The 6000-nt window shown below is 44.6% G+C and carries 5 protein-coding genes; 1 reads left to right on the top strand and 4 read right to left on the bottom strand.

Going from position 1 to position 6000, the window contains the following annotated elements; all coding sequences use genetic code 11:
- The first annotated feature begins 252 nt into the window (after positions 1-252).
- Positions 253-2583: an Ig-like domain-containing protein gene (locus tag EO93_RS14980; RefSeq protein ID WP_156161349.1), complete on the top strand. Its 2331-nt coding sequence runs from the start codon at positions 253-255 to the stop codon at positions 2581-2583.
- 92 nt (positions 2584-2675) lie between these two features.
- On the opposite strand, the gene EO93_RS14975 is transcribed toward EO93_RS14980, so the two are convergent.
- The 4 genes from EO93_RS14975 to EO93_RS16625 form a co-directional block, all read right to left on the bottom strand.
- The gene (locus EO93_RS14975) at positions 2676-3758 is read right to left on the bottom strand and encodes a hypothetical protein (RefSeq protein WP_048163366.1); all 1083 of its coding nucleotides are present in this window, start codon (positions 3756-3758) and stop codon (positions 2676-2678) included.
- A 321-nt stretch (positions 3759-4079) separates the two neighbouring features.
- Positions 4080-4769, bottom strand: coding sequence for a DUF72 domain-containing protein (locus EO93_RS14970; protein WP_048163364.1), 690 nt, complete (start codon positions 4767-4769; stop codon positions 4080-4082).
- Between the two features lie 113 nt (positions 4770-4882).
- The gene (locus tag EO93_RS14965; RefSeq protein WP_048163363.1) at positions 4883-5116 is read right to left on the bottom strand and encodes a hypothetical protein; all 234 of its coding nucleotides are present in this window, start codon (positions 5114-5116) and stop codon (positions 4883-4885) included.
- A gap of 130 nt (positions 5117-5246) precedes the next feature.
- On the bottom strand, positions 5247-5714 hold the full coding sequence (locus tag EO93_RS16625) for a DUF3795 domain-containing protein (protein WP_052735481.1): 468 nt from the start codon (positions 5712-5714) through the stop codon (positions 5247-5249).
- Positions 5715-6000: the final 286 nt, after the last annotated feature.

Below are 6000 nucleotides of genomic sequence, written 5' to 3'. Positions count from 1 at the left end.
CTATATATCCAATTAGCTTTTTTAAAAAATATTAATTATTTATATATTCATCTATTAATTTTTATTAATATGCCATTCTTTTTTTACAATTTAGTTTTTTAAAAAAAATATGTTCTTATTAATAGCTTAGATTAAAAATAATTTATAAAATCTGATTATATAAACACACGTTTTCTTATAGAATCAGTTTCATGAATATTAAGTATGTAAATAATACAAATATTGGGGGTATGTGCAATAAATAAACCTCTTGTGAGTTCGATAGCAATCCTGCTTTTATTCTGCTATGCTGCTCTTGCAGCTGATGTTGTGCCAACTGATATCATGCAGCCCGGTACACAGCTAAACGAAGTGAAATTTCTTGAATCTCCTGACAAGTGTGATAATTGCCATGGGGGATATAATGAAACCGTTGAACCTGCTTTCAACTGGCGCGGCACAATGATGGCAAACGCGGGCCGCGACCCGATCTTTTGGGCTACTCTTGCAGTTGCAGAACAGGACTTCAATGGAGCGGGGGATCTCTGCATACGCTGCCACAGCCCCGGAGGATGGCTTGCCGGGCATTCCACACCCACCGACGGGTCAGGACTGACAGCATGGGATTCCGATGGTGTTGAGTGTGATTTCTGCCATAAGGTCACAAATCCTGATAATTCCGACCCTATACTAATTGGTGTACAGAATGACCCGTTTTTGGCAAATGATCTCGGAGATCTGGATGCGGATCCTAATAATATTACAGGATATTATGGAACCGGAATGTATGTTATGTGGAACAATCCTGACAAACTGGGGCCGTATAGCGATGCTACGTCAAAGCACCGGTTTATTCAGTCCAGATTCCACCGTTCCGTCGACTTCTGCGGCACCTGTCATGATGTATCCAACCCGGCTGTAGGGGACCTTGCCCATAATTCTGGAGCGCTGGACCCAACCGGTGTGGTAGCTTCCGGAGAACCCGGTTCACCTGTCGAGGGTAAGGCAGCTTTCAACAACTTCCCGTATGAGTATGGGATTGTGGAGAGGACCCAGAGTGAATATAAGGCAGGGCTTCTGTCTCAGACGCCGGTTTCGGATTACGATAGCCTTCCTGAGGTCCTTCAGGCAGGTGCGGTCAAGGCTGCCTATGACAGTGCTTTTGCGTCAGGTACCGAAGGAAACTATGCAGACGGCACTGTAAGATACTTCAGCTGCCAGAGCTGCCACGAGCCTCCAGTAGAGGGTTACGGTGCCAATAAACCCAGAACTCAGTTAAGGGCAGACCTGCCGTATCATGACTTTACCGGTGGCAATTACTGGGTGCCGGATGCTATCCAGTATCTGGATGGCATTGGACAGCTCAGGCTTGGCGGAGGGCTTACACGCACCCAGAACCAGGCAATAGATGCCGGGCAGCTCCGAGCCGGGAAACAGCTTGAGAATGCAGCTGTCCTGGAGGTAAATGGCAATACCCTGAAAGTCATAAACACTGCAGGTCACAAACTCATTACCGGATATCCCGAAGGGCGCCGGATGTGGGTAAATGTCAAGTGGTATAATGAGAGCAATGGCATTGTGAGGGAAGACGGAAAATATGGTCCTGTCCAGCTTGAGATAGATCTGGATGGAGATGGCGTGAATGACACTGTTAATACAATTCTGAACCTCAAAGATAAAAACACCAAAATATACGAGAGTCACCCCGCCATGACACAGGAATGGGCAAACCAGCTTATGGCTCAACCTTTTAATGTTCCAGGAGATCTGCCATTGAGCTATGACCGCTTTACAGGGGAGCCGGATTATACTCTCGGAGAGCTTGCTGCACAACCTGAGGGAACCACCTATAAGACGTTCCATTTTGTCCTTAACAATGCAATGGAGATGGATAACCGCATCCCACCCTACGGAATGAGCTACGATGAGGCAAAACTCCGAAATGCACTTCCGGTTCCGGAAGACCAGTATGGAAACCCCGGATCAGAAGGGGTGTACAATTACTGGGATGAGATAACCCTGAACCCTCCAGATGGTGCTGTAAGAGCAGAGATACAACTCCTCTACCAGCCCACCAGCTGGGAGTATGTACTCTTCCTGTATAAGGCCAACAGCGGGTCGAACCCGTTCCTGGCAGAAGAAGGAAATAAATTACTGGATGCCTGGTTGAATAACGATATGGCAAAGCCATATGTTATGGCATCTACAACGTGGCCTGCTTCGGCATTACCTCCGGCTTCCGAGCTTGTGGTCGGTGACCTGGTGACGCTGGAAGTTGACATAAAGGGCAATCCTGCCGGGCAAAGTAGTACATTTGCTCCAAAGGATACTGTGGGCATAGGATTCAGAATAGGAGATTCTACAGGCTCTCAAATTTCAGGTGCCACCGTGTTCCTGAGCGTCCTTGATTCTGAAGGTAAAGAAGTAGCTTCGCTTCAGGGACTTACTGATGAAAACGGGGAAGCTGTTTTTAAATGGAAAACCTCAAATAAACAGGGGGCTGGAGCGTACACTGTTGATGTGACTGATGTGGTTATGGACGGATACGTGTATAACGCTGAGGAAAGAGATGAGCTGGACAAAGTGAAATTTAATATCCAGTAATAAGCCTCTTAAAAACAGGAGTTTGACTGAAAAATATTTTGACAAAAGGGGAAATTTTTCTCCCCTTTCTCTTTTTGAATCTTAATTGGTTTTTACCAGACAACGTTGTTTTTCAGGGTAGCCAGAATGTTGGTGAATTCATTGTTGAACTTACATTTTCGGAAGTCCGGGGAATCAAGGATGTTTTTCTTTACGGCCTGCATTGAAATAAGAAGGCTCATATCGGTGATGTATTCGAATCCTTCTTCGGGAGAGATAATGTTTTCTGCAAGAATTTCCAGAAACCTGGGGTCCAGGTCGTTTGTTAAGTAGGTGTCCAGAATCAGGAGATCCATAATCCGTTTGTAGAAGTCTATGAGTTTCTGGTAGTAAGGCAAAGAACAGACACTTGCCGTATGTTTCTGGCTGTTGAGATAAATAAGATAGCGGGAGATTGTGCTTATCAGGGTTTCAACGGGCTCGCCCTTTGGGAATTTTATAGGGAACCTCTTCAGAATTTTAGGGCAAATGGTGTTGCTGGTGCACTTTTTTTCGCGGTTCCAGATTTCCGGGAAGGCTCTTGATATGGAAGAATTAAGGACGGCTGTAACGTAATGGTACATGGAAGGGTCGCCGAGAATTACTCCTATCCCACCAGCAAACACATGGTTTCCGGCTGCATCGTACGAGGCCTGCAGGCGGTAGTGGTCGGTAATGATGATTTTGGGCGTGTTAATGTACTGCAAGAACCTTTCATCTTCCAGGCGGTAACAGTCGGCAGAATCAAGCTTTTCTCCCTCGGTTCCTAATTTGGATTTGATTCCCAGAAGCCTTTCATATGCCATTGGAAACTTTGTATTTAACTCTCCTGGCTGGAAGATTCGGTATTCTTTCCTGACGCCGCAGCCCCTTATCTCATAGGGCAGCATGAACCTGTACTGTGTCGCACGGATGGCAAATTCGTTGGGAAGAGCACTATCCAGGTAAGGATACATTAATTCCTGCTCTATGTTCACATTTTTGTACAGATGTCTGCATACGTATGGTGCATCGGGGCTGTTTTCCCGCGATAGGCTAACCCTGTGCAAGAAATCATTTGTTGAGGGTACGCCATCGAAGATCTCTACTGAGATGTCTTCCAATGTGCGCGGGATTTTGGCAAGCCTTTCTACAATATCGTCCTTGCTCCAGAACATGTTTTTTCCCCTTTTTTCCCGAAATTATACATTCTGTTAATATATATAAAATAAGTTATTCACTCGGCACCTATTTACCAGAGATCAATTTTCATAAAATATGACATTATAATTTAGATAAACCTTATTTTTGACCTTCTAAAGTTAACTTGTCAATTGTGAATATATATTCTTAATATAATAATCTTTTTCTAATGCCTGGTTTACGTTTACAGATATTTCACTCCGCTGCAGGGGGCTTTACAGGAGCAGAAGATAGCTCGTATCTGAGTTTCTGATCCCGGTCGGAGGGGATGTTTGAAGTCCTGCACAGGGCTCTCCTCAGGTTGACAATTCATTCATGATGTCCAGCATCACTCTTGCATTTTTCAGCATATTGTGGTCGTTATTAAAGTAAACATAGGCTTTTTCCGGGCCTTCTTCAAGGATTTTTCCTGCGGTTTCCCTCATTTCCTTTCCTGAATAAGCATAGCAGTACCAGCCTTCTCGCCCATGCATCCGCAAATAAACAATTTTGCCGGGAAAGATCCGGTCCCGGAAGTCGGGGGAGTCTACAGATACGGGAGTTACTTTTTCCACAATTGCCTCACACAGCCCCTCGTCTCCCAGCACTTCTCTGTTCCGGATTTCTAAAGCAAACCTCTTCCCCAGGCCTGTGGCTTTTGCAAAGTCCAGAACTTTTCCTATGTCCTTGAACTTTGGTGGTGTCTGGAAGAGGTAAAAATCAATCAGAGGATCAAGGGGTTCGAAACGTTCCCTGAAATTGTTCCATATTTCAAAGGCTCTTTCATTGAATTGATGTTTATGGGTAACCGACATGTGAGCCTTTACGCTCCACCGCAGCCCGGCTCCTTTTACTGACCAGTTCTTTATCGTATTGGGAGAAGGAATCCTGTAAAAACTTGCATTTAGCTCTACAGTATTCAGTTTGGAATTCCTTACGAACCAGTCCAGGCTTTTTTCCTTATTCCACTCGTAGTACCAACCGCTTGTGCCTACAAATGCCTGCATATAACCCCCCTGCACAGGTATCGGGCATGCTGATAGATGTATCTTTGGTCTATGAAGCTCTGGTCTATAGTTTTGGTTTTTCCCTCAGGAGATTTGCGGGTTCGCTCCCGGTTTTAAGAACTTGAGCTTTTCCTTGACGCAGGCGCATTTTTGTCCCGATCTATAATAAGCACGAAGGGAAACCTGTTCTCCCGTGCATATCGAAAAAAGTCAGTGACAATTTTTTTTCCGTCGCCTTTATCAATGTAATTATCTTTGATTACAGGCAGTTTCTTGAATGCTTCGATTTTTACATCGCTTTGGGATATTTTATCATATTGGGATGTTTTCTCATCTGGAATCACCATATCAATCCCACAAAAATATTTTTTTCAGAAACCAGGCTAATTCATCGGATGGCAGCAGCATGTAATCAAATTTGATTATGTCTTATGCGGCTCATTTTATGTTCAAACTCTTCTTCAGACGCTTCTTCGGTCACATCTGTTGCCAGTTATAAATAGGCCTGCGGCGCTTGCTCCAGCCTTCAAAACCATTTTCCCTTATCTCTTTGAGGTTATGCATTACCGAAGCTTCACAGCGGGGTTTTAAGCACTCGAACTTCTCACATGCTTCAAAAGTCCCGCATTCCCAGCACCCCTCGTAGCCTTTTTCCTTACAACACTGAATTATCTGGCAGGGCTCTTCACTGCACCCTTCTCCTGTTCGACAGCCTTCAGAGCAGGAGTGGCTTATAAGAGCTTCAAGCACTGTAAGAAACACATCATACTGCTGGAACTCCGAACCAAAAGGACTTTTTACGCTGGCGTAGCTTTGAAAGTCTATATTCTCAAGTGTCTCTTTCAGCTGCCCCGCAAGTTTACTGTGTTTATTCTGAAAGTGGATACAGTCGGCGCAGTAAAGCCCGCAATAAGCTGTGAGTTCTTTTTCTTCTCCTTCACGCATACGGAAAAATCTGACGTCCTTTTATATAAATGGGGTAGTAAAGTTATCCAGCATGGGAATTTGTTTTTCACCCGAATTGCGCCCCGGGATCACATGAAATCGGAGATTTCCTGGGAGTTGCGATGTAATCGCAACAGTACGCGTCCTTTTCGCTGCGCTCAAGAGGACTGAATTACACATATTTCTGGCCAGTACAACTTAATTAGCTGTTTAAAGTCGTTTTTGTCACGTTCGACACAGGAGAGCGGCTTTCATACAAAAAAAATAAGACAAAAGACCCGAAAGA

Origin of the sequence: Methanosarcina sp. 1.H.A.2.2 (assembly GCF_000979975.1) — an archaeon.
GTDB lineage: Archaea > Halobacteriota > Methanosarcinia > Methanosarcinales > Methanosarcinaceae > Methanosarcina.
This window is presented reverse-complemented; position numbering and strand designations above follow the sequence as displayed.

Excerpts from the sequence above, each read along its gene's own strand:
- EO93_RS14975 (WP_048163366.1), bottom strand. The coding sequence starts at position 3,758 with ATGTTCTGGAGCAAGGACGATATTGTAGAAAGGCTTGCCAAAATCCCG.
- EO93_RS14970 (WP_048163364.1), bottom strand. The coding sequence starts at position 4,769 with ATGCAGGCATTTGTAGGCACAAGCGGTTGGTACTACGAGTGGAATAAG.
- EO93_RS14965 (WP_048163363.1), bottom strand. The coding sequence starts at position 5,116 with ATGGTGATTCCAGATGAGAAAACATCCCAATATGATAAAATATCCCAA.
- EO93_RS16625 (WP_052735481.1), bottom strand. The coding sequence starts at position 5,714 with ATGCGTGAAGGAGAAGAAAAAGAACTCACAGCTTATTGCGGGCTTTAC.